This is a genomic window from Pseudoscardovia suis (genome assembly GCF_002797875.1).
Lineage (GTDB): Bacteria > Actinomycetota > Actinomycetes > Actinomycetales > Bifidobacteriaceae > Pseudoscardovia > Pseudoscardovia suis.
This window is the reverse complement of sequence record NZ_PGFC01000006.1, coordinates 16,680-37,267: the sequence shown is the minus strand read 5'-3', so window position 1 is coordinate 37,267 and position 20,588 is coordinate 16,680. Positions and strand designations below refer to the sequence as shown.

Below are 20,588 nucleotides of genomic sequence, written 5' to 3'. Positions count from 1 at the left end.
ATATCGTTGTACCTATACAGGTGTTGTACCTATACGGGTGAATCGATGCCGTGTGATGCTGATGGAAGCTTCGCATCCGCATCGGATCCGTAATTTCGGTCAACCGACCATGAAGAATGGGCGTTCCGCACGCACGGTTACAAGAGGAAGAGGCATGATGACGCAAACCCACCCGCACAGCGATCCCGACCGCATTGACCCCGGCACTGCAGACGGCAGCGACATCAAGGCGGTGTTCTTCGACATCGATGGCACGCTCACGAGTTTCAAGACTCACATCGTGCCCCAGTCCACGCTCGAGGCGTTGGAACAGCTTTCGGACCATGGAATCGCAACGTTCATCTGCTCCGGGCGTCCGCCGGCGCAGCTCGACGCCGCGCGCCGCCTCATGCCGCACGAATGGACCGGCTACGTGACGATGAACGGGCAATGCTGCTACGACGACCACGGGTATCAGGAATCCGAAGCGCTCAACCCCACCGACATCGCGGCATTCGTGGAGTTCCTCTCCACCCGTCGCCCGGATGTGGCGGCCGGGTTCTGTGAGCTCGACTACGTGTATTTCAACCAGATCAACGACTATCTGCGCGCGATGTGGGATGGCTTGGGCAAGACAGCGCCGGACATCATCGTCGACGACCCTGCGCGCACCCTTACGCACACCACCTACCAAGTGTCCGCATACGTGCCGGCAGGCAGGGAAGAGGACGAGATCATGGAGGTCATGCCGCATTGCAGGGCGTTGCGCTGGCATCCGGATTTCACGGACATCTGCCCTGCGGACGGTGGCAAACCCGCGGGAATCAAGCGATTCATGCGCAAATACGGGTGGACTCGCAGCCAGGTCATGACGTTCGGCGACGGCGGCAACGACGTTGAGATGCTCGACTACGCCGGACTGGGCGTCGCCATGGGCAATGCGACCGATGACGCGAAGGCCGCCGCCGACTACGTGACCGACGACGTGGACCATGACGGCATCATGAACGCCCTGCGTCATTTCAACGTGCTGTGAGGCCAGTGGCGCTGTGACGTCGACGGTGCTGTAAGGACTGCGCTGTGATGTTGATGACGCTGTAAGGCCTGCACTGTGGGGCCTGCGTCGCGAAGCCTGGAGCTGTGAAAGCTAACGGAACCGTCGCGACGCAGCGGCATGTGTCAGCCCAGCTGCGCCAGGTCTTCGTCGGAGAGGCGAAGGTCGAGCGCCTGCACGTCATCGGCCAGCTCCATTGTGTTCTGCGCACTGGGAATGGCCATGAACACAGGGCTTTGCGCAAGCTCCCACGCAAGCGTGACACGTTGGTAGCTCACGCCAAGATCCGCGGCGACCTGCCGGAATGGCACGAAGCGCGTCATGCTCACCTGCTCAAGGTATCCGCCCAACGGGCTCCACGCCACGAAGGGGATGCCGAGTGCCTCGCAATGGCGCAACGTATCCTCTTCATCGCGATATGCGGGGTTGAACTTGTTTTGCACGGCGGCCAGACCGTCGCCCAGAATCTGCCGCGCGATGTCAATCTGCGCCACGCTGGCGCGCGAAATGCCGGCGTGCGCGATGACGCCCTCGTCGAGCAGGCGACGCAGCGCACCCATCTCATCCTCATAGGGCACAGCCGGGTCGGGACAGTGGGAATACAGCAGGTCGAGGTGGTCGACACCCAGCGCGACGCATGATTCCTTGGCGTTGCGGATCATCGTATCCGGGTCGCTGCACGCCTCCCAGCCATACTCGCCGTCGACGAGCGTGCGCCGGTATCCGGTTTTGGTCGCGACGACGACTTCATCGCGCGGTCCATCCCATGTGCGCAGGGCTTCGGCGACAAGGCGCTCGCCATACTCTTCGCAGTCGTCGGATTCGCCGGGCGTGTAATACGACCATGCCGTGTCGAGATAGCGCACCCCCGCGTCGAGCGCGGCGTGGATGACTCCGATGGCTGTGCTGCGGCGCGGATGGCCTTCGATCGACAGCGCCATGCAGCCCAATCCAATGCGCGGCACCATGGCGCCGGCGAATTCGATGGTCGGTGTGACAGTGGTGTCGGTGTTGTTGGGGGTATCGGATGATTGCGCGGCATGGGGAGTCGGCGCATCGGTGCGGGGTGTGATCGTCATGGTATGCCTTTCTGTGTCTTATCGGGCTGTGTCTTATCGGCATGTGTCGTGATCGACGGCGTATTGCTCGCCGTTGCGTTGCGTTGCGCTGCCTACGCCTGCGGGAAATCCCCCAGGTCAATGGTGGGGGTGTCCAGTCCCAGCGCCTTCATCTCGATGACGGGGTTCATGAATTCGCGCTCGCGGGCGATGAGCCCATCGCGCATTTCGAACGAATACAGGAAGTGGTTCTCGTAATGCACCGGGTCGTGGCCGGGCAGGATCACAGTGCCGCGCCCATCCGCCTCCGCCCACAGCCAGTCGGGGTCGTCGGTGGTCCAGATGTGCACGTTGAACCATTCCCAATCAGGGAAGTGCTGCGAACTCCACACATCGTACTTAGCGATGTTGTCGCGGCCTTGGGCATATGCGGGGGCGCCGGAATCCGTGGTCCACAGGCCGCTGATCGCATCGGTGCAAAACAGCTCGTGGCGGTGCAGCAGCGCGTCCCCGTGGCCGGAAGCGAGGAAGCGTTCGACGGTGCGACGGTTCACCTCGGCCTGCGATGCGTCGCCAGTCGGGTTGGTGAATGATGTCTTGTTGTCGGATGGTGATGATGGCGATGTGTTCGAGCTTGCGTTCATGCCTCCACGATAGCGCGGACGCGGGTGTGCGTCGCGGAGCGGGCGGGCAATGCATGAATGATGGGGCGCTGTGGTGATGGGGCGTCGGGACACGCCGTGCCAGACGTTGCAATGGCGGGTTTGCGCGGCGCTTGCCAAACGCCCCGTATGCGTCTTGGCGGATTGTTTGCTACAGTGAAAACACAACTCAACGGGAGCCAACCCAGGCTGAGAGGAAGCAATCGCTTCGACCGAACTTGATGCGGATAATGCCGCCGTAAGGACGCGCCGACCAGTGCAAGGCTGCTGAAGAAGCAGCATCGTTGCACAGCCGGTATGAGTTTCGCATCACGTGTATCTGTCGATGCGCTTCGCCATTCTTCACTTCCACACGTGCCACCGGCATGCGGATTCGCTGTCATGCAGCGACGAATGCCGGTACGCGCACGAGCGGGGAGAGGGAGAGCATCCTCCAACGGGGTGGATCCGGTTGCAGTAGATGCAGGGTCATCGCGGGGCGCACCACCTAGGGTACGGATTTCGCGGTGACCCTTTTTATAATGCATCCCCAGCGCATGCCACAGACATTTCAGCGACACCGCCACGCCATCGCAGGGCAGGGCATGGCGGGCGGCAGATCCTGGAATGCAGGGCACCGCAGGGGAGGCATAGCGGTGCGCTGCTGCGCGCATGCATCACAACGTGCATCAGCAGGCAGCGCACGCAAGGCACAGGAAGGAACCGCCGCATGAAAGTCAACGGCACCAGCGAGACCCTCAACGGTCCGCTCAGCGTCGCGGGACTCGTCGAATCCCGCGGACTCAACCCTGCCCGGGTGGCAGTCGAACTCAATGGAAACATCGTGCCGCGCGCCGAGCGCGCCACGACGATGCTCAAGGATTCCGACACGGTCGAAATCGTGTCGTTCGTGCAGGGGGGCTGAGCGATGGCCGAATTCATTCCCAGCGCCACCCCTGAGCAGATTGACAAGAGGGCGCGGGCGTTCGCAGGCGAACATTTCGACGCCAAGGAGCTGGTGAGCGAGAAAGAAGTGCGCGACGCGCTTCTTGAACGTCACGGCGAGCAGACGCAATCCAAGCTCGACGCCGCCCGCGTCGCCATCTGCGGCTGCGGCGGACTGGGCTCCACTGCTGCCATCGCACTGGCACGCATAGGCGTGGGCCACCTGCACCTCATCGACTTCGACGTGGTGGACATGACGAACCTCAACCGCCAGCAGTATTTCGTGTGGCATGTCGGCCAGCCCAAGGTCACGGCGCTCAAATCCATCATCTACAACATCAACCCGTACCTCGACGTGCGCGTAGACAATGTGAAGGTGACGGATGACAACGTGCGCGAGCTGCTTGCGGACGACGACATCATCGCCGAATGCTTCGATGTGCCCGAAAACAAGACGTTCCTCGTCAACGCCGTGCTCGAGAACTTCCCGGACAAGAAGCTCGTCTCCGCCTCGGGCATGGCGGGATACCGCAGCTCCAACCTCATCAGCACGCGCCGCGTGTCGAAGAACTTCTACTTCTGCGGCGACGGCGAGACCGCACCGAAGCCCGGCGCTGGCCTCATGGCGCCGCGCGTCGGAGTCGTGTCATGCCACGAATCCAACATGATCACCAGGCTGATTCTGGGGGAGGAGGACGCATGAGCGCCGAAGTGCATACCGAAGCCGACACCCGCGTAGCCGGCGCAGCCGAGCCGACACCGCTCACACCTGCCGAGCGTGCGGAGGCGGAACGCCTGTCCGGCGCCTACACCGCGCACAACCCGGTGGGCAGCGGAGCCTACGCCACGGTGGAGGACACCCCGCTCGTGCTGGGTGGCCATGAGTTCACCTCGCGCTTCATACTGGGGTCCGGTCGTTATGACCTGAACCTCATCAAGGCGACGATCGAGAACGCCGGCACGCAGATCGTCACCATGGCGCTGCGCCGCGCCCAGACGAACGAAAACAGCGTGCTCGACTACATTCCGCAGGGAATCACGCTGCTGCCCAACACGTCCGGCGCCCGCACCGCCGAGGAGGCCGTGCGCATCGCCCGGCTCGCCCGCGAAGTGTGCCAGACGGATTTCGTCAAGGTCGAAATCAAGCGCGAAGAGAAATACCTGTTGCCTGACAACGCCGAGACGATCAAGGCCACCGAGATTCTGGCAAACGAAGGGTTCGTGGTCATGCCTTACATGTTCCCCGACCCCTTGGCGGCCCACGACCTCGAGGAGGCGGGCGCGGCAGCCGTCATGCCGCTGGGCGCCATGATCGGCTCCAACAAGGGCGTGCGCATGCGTGACTTCATCGAAGTGATCATCGCCAACGCGCATGTGCCGGTGATTGTGGATGCCGGTATCGGCAGGCCGTCGCAGGCGTGCGAGGCCATGGAGATCGGCGCCGACGCAGTGATGGCCTACACGGCCGTCGCCTCCGCCGGCAACATCCCGCTGATGGCGCGCGCCTTCCGCGACGCCATCGATGCCGGGCGCGCCGCCTACCTGAGCGGTCTGGGCGCCGTGGTCGAGGGGCATGCCGTGCCCTCCAGCCCCACCACCGGCTACCTGAGGTAAGGACGGTGCGATAGAGGCTACATCAGGGCAACCCGCGTGTGCCGCGCGGCAACCTGTTGGAACAACGAGGAGGGGTCTTCCGGATGATTCGGAAGACCCCTCCTTCGCGTCAACGCGACCTTAAAGCCGGCGAATTAACGCGGGGAGTCAACTTCACGGAACGGAGATTGGTGCCGATACGAGGGTCACCTCTGAGTATTGTCGAATTCGGTTGTATTCTCTCGGATGATTTTGCCGATATATTGGCGGTCGAGCCAGAACGACTGTTTGGGAATCTCATCACCATTGGGCAAAACGATGGTGTCGTTTTTATCCTGCGCATGTGGGCGAATATGGCAGACTTTGTTAAAGGCTGGGCCAGGTAAACCTTTGTTAGTGCCGTAATAGTGAAATGACTGATGCCCGACCAATGTGTCATGGAGTTTTTGCCACACTGGATGAACGTAATTTTCGATGTCACGCTCCGGCATGTTCCAGAGGAATCCCCCTCGAATCGTCGCATTCATTTTGTCTGGATGATCTTTTGGCAAGGAATCGATGCCGAGGACAGTAATGAGGAATGTGTTTTCTTCGAAGAAATGGTAAATGAATGAATCTTCCCACTCAACACTGGGGTCGGCGATTTCATTCCACTGTTCAGCGTTGATTGCTGGGAAGGACATGTGTTCTTTGGGCAGACCGTCTGCATAGATAAGCGTTGTTTTCAGCTGAGTTACGTTTGCTTTGTCGAATTGTTCCACGTCGCTGACGTTTTTCCCTCGAATACCGAGCATTTTCAACGCAACTTGTGAGTTGAAGGCCTTCGCATGCTGTGTTGCGGCAATTCCGAGTTTGGCAGCAACATCACGAACCGGCATGCCGATGAAGGGTTTCATGTGACTTGACACATAGGAATTGAGTGTTTGCTCTGCGGTGAGCGCCAGACGCTCTGGTTGTTCGTTTTGCACTTGCGCGTTGCTCTGAGCGAGAAGACGACGGATGGTGGCGGTCATGTAACTGGATTTGAGACTGAACGCACGTTGCTTTGCCTGAATCGTCGGAGATGGCGCGCCTTCGGGTGCCGGGGCCTGTCGCAGGGTTTTGCTTGAGGCGCCTTTGGTGCAAGCCGCCAGATAACTGGTGTCGGATTCGCTCAACATGTCGGCGTGTCCGCTGGCAATCTTGTCATGGATTTTCTGCCAATCGTCGCGAATGATGCGAAGGTCTTCTTCGGAGAATTCCATGAGATTGCAATGTTCGAGATGGCAATCCGTAATGGGTTGCTTCTTCGGGTCAGTGCGGTCATCGTAGTAGTACACGACAAACATGCGTTGCGCCTTATTCCAGCAGGTTGAGGTGTCGAACTTTTCGTTGACGATTTCCATGTAGTTGATGATGTCGATGACGAGTCGCTCTTTTGCGGATACTTTCCCGTTCTTGATGTGTTTCAGCGGCGTGACTTTCAATTCATAGGGGACTCCGCCAGCGACGATATCAGGATTCTTGTCTGAATTGATTTTGTATCCAAGGACGGATTCTTCAACGATTTGCCCGAGACGGCCTTTGTTTTTCGAATTCCTGCTGCGCATCGTTTTGTCGATTTCACGGAATGTTTTGCCTTCGACCGCAGAAAATTTGTTCAATACCTCTTCGACAGAGCTGAATTTGTGATTCGTGCCAATCGTGTCGTTGCTATCGGTGTTGTCAGGCATTGTGTCCCTCCTCTTTGAAGGAGGGACACAATGCCCTCCTGGCATGTAGTGCTGTAAGGGTGTGTGGGCTGTCAATGCCCTCTCCCTTGTTGTTGAATCCACAATATACGCCGCAAGGGGCTCTCGCCATTGCGGCGCGTATTGTGCGGCGCTTTTGTCAAATGAGGAGGGTAGGCAATTCGCGCCGCTGCCGGTCGAATGAATCAGTCGGCGTGAGTTGCAGCATCGTGGGCAATTACCGTGCCGATGGCGTGCGGAATACCCACGACCAGAGCGTTGCCCATACAAAACGCCCTTTGGCTATCGCTCATTCCTGAATTTGTCCATCCTTTGGGGAACATCTGCACTTGGTCAAGCTCATCGGGGACCAAGCGACGATAACGGCCATCCGTTGTTTGTACTACGTGTTTCGTGCGGCTTGCGCCGGCCCCACCGTCGCCCGTGAGAATCGTGCGAGCAGGTTTGGCGAGGCTGTCGGGAAAATCCATCGCACCTTCTGAATAAACATAGGGGTGTCCGTTTGCAGAAATTCGGGATTCATGTTTGGCGCCCTTGAAGTAACGCCATTTATCGAGCTTATCTTCAGGAATGAAATATTCTTGGGGCACCTCATCGTCAGGCACAATGATGTCTCCAAGAACTGTTGGCTTGCCTTGCCAATGAGCGTCGCAACGGGCGGTGAAAACAGTTGCGCCTTGCATGACCCCGGCGTTGCTGAACTTGGAGGTTTTGTCTCCAAGACCGAAAGCCTGGGTTGCTTCATACGGATCAGTGGGGATGGTGAAGGTTTTCGTCTCAGAAATCGTGTCCGCCTCGATGGGGAAGGCTCGGGCCTCCACGCCGCTCGTTGCAAGACGATCCTTCAAATCCCACTCTTTGTCGGTTTGAACTGCATAGATATAGACGCGACGACGGCGCTGTGGCATACCATAATCCGCTGCGTTGATGATGCGCCATTCAACGGAGTAATTCAAGGCCGCAAAGCACGACAGAATGATGGCGAAATCCCTGCCCCGTTGCTTAACCGGGGACTTAAGCAGCCTGTCGACGTTTTCAAGCAAAACATACTTGGGCTTGCGCATCTGCAATAGTCGGTAAATCTGCCACCACAGCACGCCTTTTTTGCCTTCGATGCCGCCGGCCTTCGCGAGTGGTTTCGCCACTGAATAATCTTGGCAGGGGAAGCCACCAACGAGCATTTGGAAGTCAGGGATGGTACGTTCTCCGCTTTCATATTGGTCGAGCACGACCTTGATGTCTTCGTTGACGCAGCTTCCTTTGCCGAAGCGCTGCTCATAGCAGCGCCAAGCAAACTGTCTGCTTTCCTTGCCGTCTGGTTCCCATTGGTTCGCCCACACCGTCTTGAACGGCCCTGCCGCGGGCAGGGTGAACTCGGGGTGCTCGGGATTTGAATATCCGTCCAGTCCTAGTCGGAATCCGCCAACGCCTGCAAATAGCTCGGCAACCTTGATTTCCTCAGTCATCAGACCCCGCAATCGAACAAATGTTTGCTTGTGATAAGTATATAATAATGAAAAGCGCGACGAGGATCAAGCCCCATGAGCGAATTTTTCGGTGGTTGCCGCCGAGATGGCTGTTGCGCGACACGCCGGGGTGGTGGTGTGGTAAACTACTCAAGGCTTGAGAAATCAAGAAAGCGGATTGCAAGGCATCCTTGACGGTTGTCTGGTCCCACCTGGAAGCCCTGGAGGTTTCGGGTCATGGCAAACGCCACGTATGGATGGCAGCTTGAGGCTGTGGCGCTTCGCTTGCGGGTCACGCAAGATGGAAGAAGCGCATTCCATGGCGTTGCACGAAGCGAAAGCCGGCGCGATGAGTCGCGAAGGTCGCTGGTGCGTCATGATTCGCAAATGCTTGTGACTTCCGATGGTGGGAATGGCAGGCGAGCGGTCGGGTCAACGGCACGACACAGGGAATCCTCACAATCCGAACGCAACGAGGATTGGAGTTATCATCAGCGACGAACCACGCATAAACGAGGAGATTCGCGTTCCGCAGGTGCGCCTTATCGGCCCCAAGGGCGAGCAGGTCGGCGTCATCGCCACCTCCGTCGCCCAGAACCTTGCGCGTGAGGCAAATCTCGATCTCGTCGAGGTCGCGCCTAACGCCAAGCCGCCCGTGGCAAAGCTTATCGATTACGGCAAGTTCAAGTACAACGAGAAGATCAAGGCTCGTGAAGCTCGCCGCAACCAAAGCACCGCCGAAATCAAGGAAATCCGTTTCCGCCTGAAGATCGACGACCACGATTTCGAGGTGAAGAAGGGTCATGTGATCCGCTTCCTCTCCGGTGGCGACAAGGTCAAGGTGACCATCATGCTTCGCGGCCGCGAGCAGTCCCGCCCCATCGGCGGTGTCGAGCTTCTGCGCCGCCTTGCCGCCGAGGTGGAGGAATACGGCACGATCGAGTCCCAGCCGAAGCAGGAGGGCCGCAACATCATCATGACGCTTGCGCCCAAGGGCAAGAAGGTGCACACCCAGTCCGAGCAGAGGCGCCGTGGCGCCGAGTCCCGCGCTGAGCGCCAGGCCCGTCAGGCCGCCCGCCTCGCCGCCAAGCAGGATGCGCAGGCCAAGGCAGCAGCCGAAGCAAAGGCATCCGTCGAAAAGGTCGAGGCAGCAGCCGCACAGGCCGCCGCTTCCAAGCCTGCGGATTCCGCGCCGGCCGAAAGCGCACAGGCTGCGCCGGAGTCCAAGGCCGAGCATGACGCTCCCAAGCCTTCGGCACCCAAGCCGTCCGCTTCCCACCACCAGTCGGGTAGGGGCGCCGGCAGGTCCGGTTCGCGTTCCGGCGGCAGGTCTGGTTCCCGTTCCGGTCATTCGGAGCGCTGAACGCCCCGCACACAGCGCGGCCGCGTGGCCGGCAGCAGGGGTTGCGATGCAACGCCTTGCCCCAAGCCCAAGCCACCACAAGCTTCCTAACCGAAGAAAACAAACAAGGAGGGCAGCAATGCCGAAGATGAAGTCCAACTCCGCCGCCTCCAAGCGAATCCGCGTCACGGGTTCCGGCAAGCTCATGCACGCAGGCTGCGGCATGCGCCACAACCTGGAGCACAAGTCCGCTCGCAACCGTCGTCACCTTTCCGAGGATGGCGTGCTGGCGAACTCGCAGAGCAAGAACATGAAGAAGATGCTCGGTCTGTGATAGGCCCGGAGCACAGTAGATTTACGGATTTTAAGGAAAGCTGAGGAACTAACATGGCACGTGTCAAGCGCGCAGTCAATGCCCACAAGAAGCGTCGCGCAACGCTCGAGCGCGCGAAGGGTTACCGCGGTACCCGTTCTCGCCTGTATCGTCGCGCTAAGGAGCAGCTGCTTCACTCCTTTAACTACAACTTCCGCGACCGCAAGGCTCGCAAGGGCGACTTCCGCAAGCTGTGGATTTCTCGTATCAACGCCGCTGTGCGCAACGAGGGCCTGACTTACAACCGCTTCATCCAGGGCCTGCACCTGGCCGGCATCGAACTCGACCGCCGCGCTCTCGCTGAGCTTGCCGTGAACGACCCGGCTGCCTTCTCCGCCATCGTGGCACAGGCCAAGGCCGCTCTGCCCGAGGATGTGAACGCTCCGGTCGCCGCCTGAGCTGACTGCTGCAAGGTGCATCGGCATTGACCCCAGCAGGGTCCGTGTAACGGTGTCACTGTATGCCGGTGTCACTGCGCAACGGCATGACTTTGGGAAAGTCCCGCATCATCAAGATGCGGGACTTTTTCGTTGTGTAAGATAGGTATGGCGTTTTTACGACAGGTATCGTGATTCAGGCATACGTTCATTGTGCCTTGGGGCGTGTCGAATGCGAAGATTTCGCCAAGATTCGTAGCACTGGGCGTCCAGCGGCGACTCACGCGTGTAAGCTACCCGTGAATACTGAAAGGGGATTTTCCGATGTATCTCGAGACAATCGACGGACCGCATGACCTTCTCGCTTTGACGAGTGAGCAGCGGGTCGCCCTGGCCTCGGAGATCCGCCGTGCGCTCATTCACAAGCTTTCCAAGCGTGGGGGCCACGTGGGTTCGAACCTTGGATTCGTGGAGGCGACCATCGCTCTGCATTACGTGTTCCAAGGTCCCGATGACAAGATCGTGTTCGACGTCAGCCATCAAAGCTACACGCACAAAATGCTCACCGGCCGTAAGGACGCATTCCTCGACGAAAGCAAATACAACGACGTCTCCGGCTTCAGCGAACCGAACGAAAGCGACTACGACCTGTTCCGCACCGGGCATACCTCCACGTCCATCTCTTTGGCGAGCGGCCTGGCAAAGGCACGCGACATGCGCCACGGCAGCGGCAACGTCGTCGCCATCATCGGCGACGGTTCGCTCAGCGGCGGGGAAGCGTTGGAAGGGCTCGACTTCGTGGGCAGCGAACTGAATTCCAACATGATCATCGTCGTCAACGACAACGGCATGTCGATCGCCGAGAACCACGGTGGCTTGTATCGCAGCCTCGCCAAGCTGCGCGAATCGCAGGGCATGAGTCCCGAGAACCCGTTCACCGCGCTGGGACTGGATTACCGTTATGTCGACAAGGGCAACGACATCGACGCCCTGATCGAAGCGTTCGAATCCGTCAAGGACACCGACCATCCGGTGGTTGTGCACATCCACACGCTCAAAGGCCTGGGGTATGCGCCCGCCGAGCGTGACAAGGAGGAATGGCACTGGCATTCCGCGTTCGACGAATCGACGGGGAAGTCCCTCAAGCCGCATCAGCGCACATACCAGACGGAAGCCGGCGACCAACTGCTGCGCATGATGCAGCGGGACCCGGAGGTGACCGGCATCATCGCAGGCACGCCCACCGTCTTCGACTTCACCCCCGAGCGTCGCGCCCAGGCCGGCGCCCAGCTCGTGGATGTGGGCATCGCCGAGGAGCAGGCGATTGCCATGGCGTCAGGCATGGCCAAGGGCGGTGGCAAGCCGGTGGTGGGCATGTATTCGAGCTTTTTGCAACGCACCTATGACCAGATGATGCAAGACGTGTGCGTCAACGGCTCGCTGGCGACCTTTTGCATCGCCAGCGGCTCCATCTGGGGCGCGAACGATGTGACGCACCTGGGGCTGTTCGACATCGCGATGATTGGCAACATCCCCGGTCTCGTGTATCTGGCGCCCACCACGGTGGAGGAATTGGACGCGATGATGGAGTGGTCGGTGGCGCAGACCGACGGTCCTGTCGCGATCCGCGTGCCTGCTGGGCAGATGAGGCATTCGGGGCAGCGTGCCGTGCGTCGGGATTATTCTCAGACGAACCGTTTCGAAGTGACCCAGCGAGGCAGCGACGTGGCGGTGGTGGCGGCAGGCGACTTCTACCATTTGGGCGAGCAGGTCGTCGATGAACTGCAGCGCACGCTGGGGATCAACGCCACGCTCATCAACCCGCTGTTCATCTCCGGCGTTGACGACACGCTGCTGCGCGGGTTGCAGCGTGACCATCGCGTGGTCGTGACGCTCGAAGACGGCATTCTTTCCGGCGGATTCGGTCAGAAGGTCGCCGCCTTCTATGCGCCCACGTCCATGCGCGTGCTCACCTATGGCTTCGCCAAGGAATACATTGATCGTTTCGATCCCGCGGAGGTCATGCGACGCAACGGGCTGGATCCCGTCTCCATCACGCGTGACGTGGAGCGAGCGCTGCGTGACGCGCAAGGCAATACGCAGGGCAATGCACAGGGCACTATGCGGGGCGGTGCCCAGAGCGGCTCATTGCACGGCACGGAGGCGTCGTTCTCCCCAACCGTGGCGGCGGCATGATGCCTGGAACCACGCAGCCGCTTCGGCAGCCGGGCCGGCAGGCTGGCCGCGGCGGCGTTGCGGACGTCATTGACAGGTTCCTAGGGTATGCGACGGTCGAGAAAGGCTTGGCGCACGCCACGCGCTTGGCCTACGGCGCCGACCTTGCGAAATACCATGAGTTTCTGCAATCCCGGGGCATCGGATCATTGGATGCCGTCGGCAGGGGCGATGTGGAGGATTTCGTGGCGTCGCTGGCGGGCGAGGCGCCGCATTCCGTGGCGCGGCGGCTGTCCGCAGTGAGGGAGTTGTATCGTTTCGCGATTTCCGAAGGGCTGGTGCAGGCTGACCCCACGCTGGGCGTGCGCCCGCCCAAGGCGGCATCCGACCTGCCGGATGTATTGACGATTGATGAGGTCGAGCGGCTGCTGCAGGCGGCGTGCCCCGACGCCGCATACCGTGAGGGAGCCGAACAGGCGGCGGGGCAGCCGACGGATCCGGTGGCATTGCGTGATCGCGCGCTGCTGGAATTCATGTATGCCACTGGCTGCCGTGTGAGCGAGGCCGTGGGGCTGGATTTGACCGACATGGACTTGGAGGAACGCCTCGCCCGCGTCACCGGCAAAGGCAGCAAGCAGCGGCTCGTGCCGATGGGATCGTATGCGGTCACGGCGATGGAACGGTACTTGGAATCCGCACGTCCTGTGCTGCAGGCACGCGCCCGCAGCAAGGGGCAGGAGTTCCAAGCTGTTTTTCTCAACAAACGCGGGGCGCGCATCTCCCGGCAATCCGTGTGGGAGGTCGTGCGCACGTGTGCCCAACGGGCAGGCATCAACAAGCCGATACACCCGCATACGCTGCGCCACAGCTGCGCCACCCACTTGCTGCAGGGTGGCGCGGACGTGCGCACCGTGCAGGAGATGCTCGGCCATGCCTCCGTCACCACGACGCAAATCTATACGCACGTGACGCCGCAGACGCTCATCGAGACCTATGTGATGAGTCATCCGCGCGCACGGTGATACTGCGTGCACAGTGACATCGCGTGCACGATGATATTGCGTGCACTGTGACATCGTGTGCACGGTGACATCGCGCTGCGTTCAGCCCTGTTCCTCGAGGCGCGCCGCATCATCGGAGTTCGCCGCCGACTGGGATGGCAGGAATGGGGCGAGCGGCGGCAGCTGCTGCAGTGATTCGATGCCCATGTAGTCAAGGAATAACGCGGACGTGCCCAGCAGCGTGGCGTGAGATTCCTCGTCTTCGCCCATCGTGCGGATGAGACCACGCACGCTGAGGGAACGGATGACGCCATCCGAATTCACTCCGCGGATCGCAGCCACCTGCGCTCGCGTCACCGGCTGTTTGTAAGCGATGATCGCCAAGGCTTCGAGGGCGGCTTGCGACAGTTTCGCCGTCTGGCCGTCCGTCACGAAATGGCTGACGATGCTTTCGAATTTCCCGCGGCTCGCATACTGCCATCCGCGCGCAGTGTGGCGCAGTTCGAATCCCCGTCCCTGCGCGTCGTAGTCGTCAGCGAGCTCGGCAAGCAGCCTGGTCGCCTCGTCCAGCGGGCAGCCCAGCACCCGCGCGAAGTCCGCGGCGTGAAGGGGGTCGTCCGTCGCCATGAGGATCGCCTCCATCGCCGGTTTGACATCCTCGGCGGACAATTCCAGCTGCTCCGGGACTGGAATCGGTGCATGTGCGTCATGTTCGTCAGCCACGGTTTTCCTCTTCCTGTGCGTGTTGTGTTTTCTGCGCGGGTTCTTCGCGATCCGCGGGCGAATCGGCGGTACCGGAATCTGGTGCGCCTGGATTCCGGCTCTTTGCGGCGCCTGCGCCATCCGTTGCATTGACAGGATCGAAATCCGCCGTGTCGATGCGCGCGACCATCGCCTCGTCATCGCTTTCGTTGGCGCTCACCCACCGCACGTGCAGCGGTTCGAACGGACCGGCCTGTCTGAATTGCACGACGCCCTGCTTGAAGAACGCGAGCAGCGCCATGAACCGCGCCACGATCTCACCGCGCGTGGAGGTGTCCGCCACCAAGTCGGTGAAGGTCACGTCTGTTTTGTCTCCAGCGGCGCGCAGTTTGGCACGAACGATGGCTGCCTGCTCACGCAGGTCGGCGAGAGGCACATGCAGCTGCCGCACGCTTACATGGTCGGCGGGGGCGTTCGCGATCACGCGCGCCGCGATGCGCGCCAGGTCGGTCGGCGTCACCGTCCACACCAATTCGGGCAACAGCTGTGCCACCGCGGGGTCAATCGCCCCGGGATGCGGGAAGCGCCCGGCGTTCGCAGCCCACCTCGCGCGAAAGTCCTCGCCCGCCTGCTTGAACGCCTTGTATTGCAGCAGCCTGGCAAACAGCAGATCGCGTTCGCGCAATGCCTCCAGCGTCTGCTCGTCGGCCGCCGCCTGCTGCTCGTCATGGGGGAGCAGGGCAGCTGATTTCGCCTCGATCAGAATGGACGCGACGTCGATGAAGGCGCTGGTCTCCTCCGCGCCATGCGATTCGTCCAGCTCTCGCACATAATCGATGAACTCGCCGGTGATCTGCGACAGAGAGATCTGCGTGAGCTCGAGCTTGCGCTGCGAAATAAGCGACAGCAGCACATCGAACGGACCTTGGTAGGCGGCGAGGTTGACGGCGAACGAGGATTCCGCCTCACTGGCATCGGCGCCGTGGCCGGCGGTATCAATGCCGTAGCCTGCGACGCCTGAGATTCGGTCCGCCGGCTCGTCCGCGGCCTGGTCCGCCGTCATGAATCCGACGTCATGCGCGCCACTGGTCATGCAGGGCGCGCCTTACGCCACGATTCCGCGGGCGATGATCTCGCGCGTCGCTTCGCGGTATTCGAGCGCCGTGCGGTGCTGGGGCGCATACATCGTGATCGGGGCGGCGGCAACGGTCGCGTCCGGCAGCTTGATGGAACGGGAGATGACCGAGTGGAACACCTTGCCGCGGAACGCTTCGTAGATGCGCTGCATGACTTCCTCGGAATGCAGCGTGTGCGTATACATCGTGACGAGCACGCCATAGACCTTCAGGCCGGGGTTGATGCGTGACTTGACCTTGTCGATGGATTGCATGAGCAGGGCGACGCCGCGCAATGCGAAGTATTCGGCGGCAACAGGGATGATGACGCCGTCCGCGGCGGTCAGCGCGTTGACGGTGAGCAGGCCGAGGGACGGCTGGCAGTCGATGATGATGCAGTCGTATTCGTCGCGCAAGGGGCGCAGCGCGCTCGCCAGGCATTGCTCACGGCCCACTTCGGTGACGAGCTGGACTTCGGCGGCGGACAGGTCGATGTTGGCCGGGATGATGTCGAGGTCGGGGAAGCGCGTGTGCATCACCACGTCGTGCACGTCCATGGATGTGTCGAACAGGGCGGTGTACACGGTCTTGTCGACGTCGTTCGCATTGATGCCCAGACCCACGGTGGCGGCGCCCTGCGGATCGAAATCGACGATGAGCGTGCGACGGCCGTATTGGCTCAGCGCACCGGCGATGTTGATGGACGACGTGGTCTTGCCCACGCCGCCCTTTTGGTTGCACATGGCGATGATGGTCGCCGGCCCGTGGCTCTCGAGCTTGCGGGGGGCGGGGAAAGTCTGGTATTCGCGTCCAAGCAGATCTGTAGGCATACCGCCAAGGTTAGCAAGCAAACTAGCCAAAATCCAAGGATTTGTATTACAAAGTAATATATCTGATGGTCTTTTGGCGGGATCCCAACGAAAATACCGTTTCTGGCATGATGGTGTCTCATGTCACGTTTACAATCGCAGTGGTTTTCATTAGACCTGACATGACCCGGCAAACATCTTTCCGGGAAAGCACCGAAGCTCCCACCGTGACGTCACTGCGCCCGCAGTGCGCCAAGAGAGGGGAGTCCACATCGGGCAGTCGGCGCAGGAATCAGAAAGAGGTACAGATGGCTGTTCGCTCGGACATTCGCAATGTGGCAATCGTGGCACACGTTGATCACGGCAAGACCACGCTCGTCAACGCAATGCTCCAGCAATCCCACGTGTTCAACGAGCGTGAGGAAGTGCCTGACCGTGTCATGGACTCCGGTGACATCGAGCGCGAGAAGGGCATCACGATTCTCGCCAAGAACACCGCCGTGCGTTACACCGGCCCGCTCGCCGCCAAGATGGGCGAGCCCGACGGCATCACGATCAACGTCGTCGACACCCCCGGCCACGCCGACTTCGGCGGTGAGGTCGAGCGCGGCATCTCCATGGTCGACGGCGTCGTGCTGCTCGTCGACGCGTCCGAAGGCCCGCTGCCGCAGACCCGTTTCGTGCTGCGCAAGGCCCTCGAGGCCAAGCTCCCGGTCATCCTGTGCATCAACAAGACCGACCGCCCCGACGCTCGCATCTCCGAAGTCGTCTCCGAGACGTCCGACCTGCTGCTCGGCCTGGCGCAGGACGTCACCGAGGAAGGCGTGGACCTCGACCTCGACTCCCTGCTTGACCTGCCGGTGATCTACTGCGCGGCGAAGGCTGGCTACGCATCCGTCAACCAGCCGGCTGACGGCGCCCTGCCCGACAACGACAACCTCGAGCCGCTGTTCGAATGCATCCTCAAGAACATCCCCGCCCCCGAGTATGAGGAAGGCGCGCCGCTGCAGGCGCACGTGACCAACATCGACGCCTCTGACTACCTGGGCCGCCTCGGCCTCGTGCGCATCTACAACGGCACGCTCGAGAAGGGCAAGCAGTACGGCCTGTCCCGCGTCGACGGATCCATCGAGAACTTCAAGCTCACCGAGATTTTGCGCACCGAAGGCCTTGACCGCGTGCCCGCGCAGACCGCAGGCCCCGGCGACATCGTGGCAATCGCCGGTGTGAGCGACATCATGATCGGCGAGACGATCGTCGACCCCAACGATCCCAAGCCTCTGCCGCTCATCCACGTCGATCCGCCGGCAATCTCCATGACCTTCGGCACCAACGATTCGCCGCTGGCCGGCACCGAGGGCAAGGACCACAAGCTCACCGCCCGCATGCTCAAGGACCGCCTTGACCGCGAGCTCATCGGCAACGTGTCGATCGAAGTGCTGCCCACCGAACGCCCTGACGCATGGGAGGTGCGCGGCCGTGGCGAACTCGCCCTCGCCGTGCTCGCCGAGGAGATGCGCCGCGAAGGCTACGAGCTCACCGTCGGCCGCCCGCAGGTGGTCACCAAGCTCGTGGACGGCAAGGTGTATGAGCCTATGGAGAACACGACCATCGACTGCCCCGAGGAATACATGGGCGACATCACGCAGCTCATGGCAGCCCGCAAGGGCCGCATGGACTCCATGACGAACCACGGCTCCGGCTGGGTGCGCATGGAATTCACCGTGCCGTCCCGCGGCCTGATCGGCTTCCGCGCGCAGCTGCTGTCGAAGACCCGCGGCACGGGCATCGCCGCCTCCATCTCCGCCGGCTACGCCCCGTGGGCAGGCGACATCGTGGTGCGCCAGAACGGTTCCATGGTGTGCGACCGCCAGGGCAAGGCCAGCCCGTATGCCATGCAGCGCCTGCAGGCGCGCGGCGATTTCTTCGTGCAGCCGCAGTCGCCGGTGTACGAAGGCCAGGTCGTGGGCGTTGCCAACAAGCCCGGTGACATGGACGTGAACATCACGCTCGAGAAGCACATGACCAACATGCGTTCCTCCACTGCTGACGTGCTCGAAACCCTGACCCCGCCGATCCAGATGAGCCTGGAGGAGTCGCTTGACTTCGCCAACGACGACGAGTGCGTCGAGGTCACGCCTGAATCCGTGCGCGTGCGCAAGATTATCCTCGACCGCGAGGCATGGTACAAGTGGAACGCCAAGCAGCGCCGCGCCAACAAGGCCGCTGCCAACAACAACTGAGTCCGCTGACGGTGGATTCGCCAGCGGCGGTCGGTCGGTGACCGCACTGCTGCATATGCCGCTGCACACATCGCTGCACACACCGCCGGTCCGTGCATCCCAATCCTTACAGGGGTGCATCGGCCGGCGGTTTTGCATATGCGCCGACGATGGCGCGCATTTTCCCTGCGTGCTGATGTGTGCGCTGATGGTAATGTAATGCTGACGGCGTGCTTGCAGACACTCGATGAGGAGCCATGCTTTTGGCGACAGGGGAGAGCTGACGCCGGGGATAACTCCGAAAAAATCGGCGCTGAGAGCTAACCCCGCAGAGAGGGACGCCGGCCAGACGAACGCAAGGGAGACAACGATGGATGATTCTTACCAGTCCGCAGGTGTCGGCGGTGACGCGACCAATGTGAGTGGATCGTTCGGTGATGGAATCTCTCGGGACGGTTCGGGGAATTTCGCGTTGAATCCCGCCCAGTCATATTCATCCGCTGTCCCGGCTGATGGTGTGCAGGCTTACGGTGCGCAAGCTTACGGTGCGCAAACATATGGTGCGCAGGCTCATGGTGCGCCCGCTTATGGTGCGCCGATGCCCGGCGCTCCGGTTTATGGCGCGCAGGTCTATGGCGCTCCTGCAGATGCCGCCACCGCCCCTGCCATGCTTCAGCCCGCCTCGCCATTTCTCAGCCAGGCATATATATGGACCGACCCGCAGGCAGCCGCCAACCAACTCCCATCGTTGGGCACGCAAACATACCAGCCGGCGTATGGCCAGCCTGTCGTCACGCCCGCCTATCCCCAGTTCCACGCCCCTGAAGGCGCTTCGCGGCAGCAGCCGAAGGGCACCGGCGCGAAGAAAGCCATCATCGCACTCATCGTCATCGTTGCCGTCATCGCCGCCATGCTGGGAGTCAATGCCGTGCAATCCAGACTCGACACTCCTCAGGCGAAAATCGAGACATACATGACCGCTCTCAAAGAGGGACGTTTCGCGGATGCACGGGCGATGGAAGGCGGCAACGGGGCGTCCCTCACCGATGACCAGGCTGTGCTGCTCGCCAACGATGCTGTCACCGATCCGTCGCAGCGCATCAGTGATTTCACCATCAAGCCCGCTGACAAGGGAAACTCACGCACGCGCAAAAGCTACGATGTCACATTCACCCTCAACGGCTTGCCTTACACGAACACGATTTCGTGCATTAAAACGAATGGCGAATGGAAGTTCACGGATTCGCTGCTTTTCACCCTCAAACTGAAGGGCATTGACACCGTGGGCACGGTGAGCGTCAATGGCAAACAGGTGAGCTCGGCGAATGCATGGGACGCTTCCCGCAACTCCGCCAGCGGATCAGGGCTGTCTCGTTACCAAGACGGATACGATCTGACGGACACCGACACCATTGAACTCGCCGCATACCCCGGCGTCTATGCAGGTTCCGCGACGGCGGATTCGACATATCTCTCCGTCACGGTCGATGGCACCGCCGCGGTCACGTCATCGACCGCACCCACCATCACGTTCAGCGCAACTCCCACCGATGAGCTCGTGGCGCAGATCAAACAACAGGTGCGCAGCAAATACGAAGCGTGCTTCGCCCAACTGTCGGCAGGCAACTACAGCAGCAGCGAATGCTCCGCCATCGGTCTGGGCAGCGTCAGTGGCATCACGGCATCCGTCACCGGCGACATGGAGCTGACGGCGGATGACGTGACTCTTGTCACTTCCGATGCGGTCAACTCACTGGATTACGGCGATGCAGACCAACCAGTGCCAGCGGGCGCGGTGCGGGGCACGTTCATCGGGAAACTGCCAATCACATATGAGTATTCCGGGGACGAAAACATGCTCGGAGGGTACTTATTCGACGGGGAGTCATATAACGGGGAGTCATATGACGAACCCGTATACGGCGAGTTCACCATCAAGGACGGCGTAATCACCGTCGAGCTGTGATGCATGCGCGCGGCGCCTGCCCCATGTCACGAGCCCCATA

General features: G+C 61.0%; 16 protein-coding genes and 2 pseudogenes. 11 read left to right on the top strand and 7 right to left on the bottom strand.

The window, feature by feature from the left end; translation table 11 throughout:
* Window positions 1–157 precede the first annotated feature (157 nt).
* The gene (locus CLV65_RS07135; protein WP_094690932.1) at window positions 158–1,015 is read left to right on the top strand and encodes a Cof-type HAD-IIB family hydrolase; all 858 of its coding nucleotides are present in this window, start codon (window positions 158–160) and stop codon (window positions 1,013–1,015) included.
* A gap of 143 nt (window positions 1,016–1,158) precedes the next feature.
* Here the strand turns inward: CLV65_RS07135 and CLV65_RS07130 are convergent, their stop codons facing one another.
* Window positions 1,159–2,112: an aldo/keto reductase gene (locus tag CLV65_RS07130; protein WP_094690687.1), complete on the bottom strand. Its 954-nt coding sequence runs from the start codon at window positions 2,110–2,112 to the stop codon at window positions 1,159–1,161.
* A 92-nt stretch (window positions 2,113–2,204) separates the two neighbouring features.
* Complete coding sequence (locus CLV65_RS07125; RefSeq protein WP_094690686.1) at window positions 2,205–2,735, bottom strand: PhzA/PhzB family protein; 531 nt, start codon at window positions 2,733–2,735, stop codon at window positions 2,205–2,207.
* 727 nt (window positions 2,736–3,462) lie between these two features.
* On the opposite strand from CLV65_RS07125, the gene thiS reads away from it, so the two are divergent.
* The 3 genes from thiS to CLV65_RS07110 are packed head-to-tail and all read left to right on the top strand — an operon-like array spanning window position 3,463 to window position 5,291.
* The gene (gene thiS / locus CLV65_RS07120) at window positions 3,463–3,657 is read left to right on the top strand and encodes a sulfur carrier protein ThiS (protein ID WP_094690685.1); all 195 of its coding nucleotides are present in this window, start codon (window positions 3,463–3,465) and stop codon (window positions 3,655–3,657) included.
* A 3-nt stretch (window positions 3,658–3,660) separates the two neighbouring features.
* The gene (gene thiF, locus CLV65_RS07115) at window positions 3,661–4,380 is read left to right on the top strand and encodes a sulfur carrier protein ThiS adenylyltransferase ThiF (RefSeq protein WP_094690684.1); all 720 of its coding nucleotides are present in this window, start codon (window positions 3,661–3,663) and stop codon (window positions 4,378–4,380) included.
* The gene (locus CLV65_RS07110; protein WP_094690683.1) at window positions 4,377–5,291 is read left to right on the top strand and encodes a thiazole synthase; all 915 of its coding nucleotides are present in this window, start codon (window positions 4,377–4,379) and stop codon (window positions 5,289–5,291) included. Before thiF ends, CLV65_RS07110 begins: the two co-directional genes overlap by 4 nt.
* A gap of 185 nt (window positions 5,292–5,476) precedes the next feature.
* Here the strand turns inward: CLV65_RS07110 and CLV65_RS07105 are convergent, their stop codons facing one another.
* Window positions 5,477–6,982, bottom strand: coding sequence for a Sau3AI family type II restriction endonuclease (locus tag CLV65_RS07105; protein WP_094690682.1), 1,506 nt, complete (start codon window positions 6,980–6,982; stop codon window positions 5,477–5,479).
* Between the two features lie 203 nt (window positions 6,983–7,185).
* Window positions 7,186–8,466, bottom strand: coding sequence for a DNA (cytosine-5-)-methyltransferase (dcm, locus tag CLV65_RS07100; RefSeq protein ID WP_094690681.1), 1,281 nt, complete (start codon window positions 8,464–8,466; stop codon window positions 7,186–7,188).
* A 412-nt stretch (window positions 8,467–8,878) separates the two neighbouring features.
* Here dcm and infC point away from each other — a divergent pair.
* From infC to xerD, 5 genes and pseudogenes are all read left to right on the top strand, one after another.
* Window positions 8,879–9,601: pseudogene (gene infC, locus CLV65_RS07095) on the top strand (translation initiation factor IF-3); the annotation flags it as partial.
* Between the two features lie 346 nt (window positions 9,602–9,947).
* Entirely contained in the window at window positions 9,948–10,142 is a 195-nt protein-coding gene (rpmI, locus tag CLV65_RS07090) for a 50S ribosomal protein L35 (RefSeq protein WP_094690680.1), read from the top strand.
* A 53-nt stretch (window positions 10,143–10,195) separates the two neighbouring features.
* A complete protein-coding gene (rplT, locus tag CLV65_RS07085; RefSeq protein WP_094690679.1) occupies window positions 10,196–10,579 on the top strand; it encodes a 50S ribosomal protein L20 in 384 nt (127 codons plus the stop codon).
* Window positions 10,580–10,882: 303 nt separating this feature from the next.
* Window positions 10,883–12,754: a 1-deoxy-D-xylulose-5-phosphate synthase gene (locus CLV65_RS07080; protein WP_094690678.1), complete on the top strand. Its 1,872-nt coding sequence runs from the start codon at window positions 10,883–10,885 to the stop codon at window positions 12,752–12,754.
* Window positions 12,754–13,755, top strand: coding sequence for a site-specific tyrosine recombinase XerD (xerD, locus tag CLV65_RS07075; protein ID WP_094690930.1), 1,002 nt, complete (start codon window positions 12,754–12,756; stop codon window positions 13,753–13,755). Before CLV65_RS07080 ends, xerD begins: the two co-directional genes overlap by 1 nt.
* 81 nt (window positions 13,756–13,836) lie before the next feature.
* Here xerD and scpB read toward each other — a convergent pair whose 3' ends face one another.
* From scpB to CLV65_RS07060, 3 genes and pseudogenes are all read right to left on the bottom strand, one after another.
* Window positions 13,837–14,376 carry an SMC-Scp complex subunit ScpB gene (gene scpB / locus CLV65_RS07070; protein WP_094690929.1) on the bottom strand — a complete coding sequence of 180 codons (540 nt, stop codon included), beginning with the start codon at window positions 14,374–14,376 and terminating at the stop codon, window positions 13,837–13,839.
* Between the two features lie 220 nt (window positions 14,377–14,596).
* Window positions 14,597–15,499 (bottom strand): annotated as a pseudogene (locus CLV65_RS07065) (segregation and condensation protein A); the annotation flags it as partial.
* A gap of 42 nt (window positions 15,500–15,541) precedes the next feature.
* Entirely contained in the window at window positions 15,542–16,381 is an 840-nt protein-coding gene (locus CLV65_RS07060; protein WP_094690677.1) for a ParA family protein, read from the bottom strand.
* 287 nt (window positions 16,382–16,668) lie between these two features.
* Between CLV65_RS07060 and typA the strand changes: the two genes are divergently transcribed.
* Window positions 16,669–18,603, top strand: a complete 1,935-nt coding sequence (typA, locus tag CLV65_RS07055; protein ID WP_094690676.1) for a translational GTPase TypA — start codon at window positions 16,669–16,671, stop codon at window positions 18,601–18,603.
* A gap of 349 nt (window positions 18,604–18,952) precedes the next feature.
* Entirely contained in the window at window positions 18,953–20,548 is a 1,596-nt protein-coding gene (locus CLV65_RS07050; protein WP_094690675.1) for a nuclear transport factor 2 family protein, read from the top strand.
* Window positions 20,549–20,588 lie beyond the last annotated feature (40 nt).